Annotated in this window: 1 protein-coding gene; it reads right to left on the reverse strand. The window is 65.2% G+C overall.

Annotated elements, in window-relative coordinates:
- Positions 1-162: 162 nt before the first annotated feature.
- On the reverse strand, positions 163-920 hold a 758-nt coding region (locus ASG00_RS18130; RefSeq protein WP_442922639.1), incomplete at its 5' end, for a translation initiation factor IF-2.

The following is a 920-nucleotide window of genomic DNA, read 5'->3' on the forward strand; positions in this document are numbered from 1 at the left end:
CCGCGAGCAGCACCTTGATGCGGTCGGCGATCCTCGCCTGACGTTCATTCGCCATGTCGTCCTCCTCGCCCGCGGGCCTCTTCGACGGTCCGTGCCCGAGACGGATGCCTCGTGGTCCCCGCGAGGGCCACGAGGCATCCGTCATCGGAGCCGGGAATCGGATCAGCTGCGGGGCTTCTCCACCATCTCGGTCGTCTCGATCTCATCGCCGACCTGGATGTCGTTGTACTTGCCGAGGCCGATACCGCACTCGAAGTCGGTCTTGACCTCGGTGACGTCGTCCTTGAACCGGCGCAGCGACTCGATCGCGAGACCATCGGCGATCACGACGCCCTCGCGGATGACGCGGGCCTTCGCGTTGCGGGTGATGGTGCCGCTGCGAACGATGACACCGGCGATGTTGCCGAACTTCGACGAGCGGAACACCTCGCGGATCTCCGCCACACCCGACTGCACCTCTTCGAACTCCGGCTTGAGCAGGCCCTTGAGCGACTGCTCGACGTCGTCGATCGCGTTGTAGATGACCGAGTAGAAGCGGATGTCCACACCCTCGCGGGCCGCACGCTCGCGAGCCTTCGTGTCAGGACGCACGTTGAAGCCGATGACGATCGCGTTGTCGATCGTCGCCAGGTTCACGTCCGACTCGGTGATCGCACCGACACCGCGGTGGATGATGCGCAGCTGCACCGAGTCGTCGACCTCGATCTTGAGCAGCGACTCCTCGAGCGCTTCGACAGCACCCGACACGTCGCCCTTGATGATGAGGTTGAGCGACTCGACCTTGCCCTCCTCGAGAGCACGGGTGAAGTCCTCGAGCGAGATGCGCTTGCGAGCCTTCGCCAGGGCGGCGTTGCGCTCCGCGGCCTCACGCTTCTCAGCGATCTGGCGGGCGGTGCGGTCCTCCTCGGTGACGATGAAGG

It is taken from the genome of Microbacterium sp. Leaf351 (assembly GCF_001423825.1).
Classification (GTDB): Bacteria; Actinomycetota; Actinomycetes; order Actinomycetales; family Microbacteriaceae; genus Microbacterium; species Microbacterium ginsengisoli.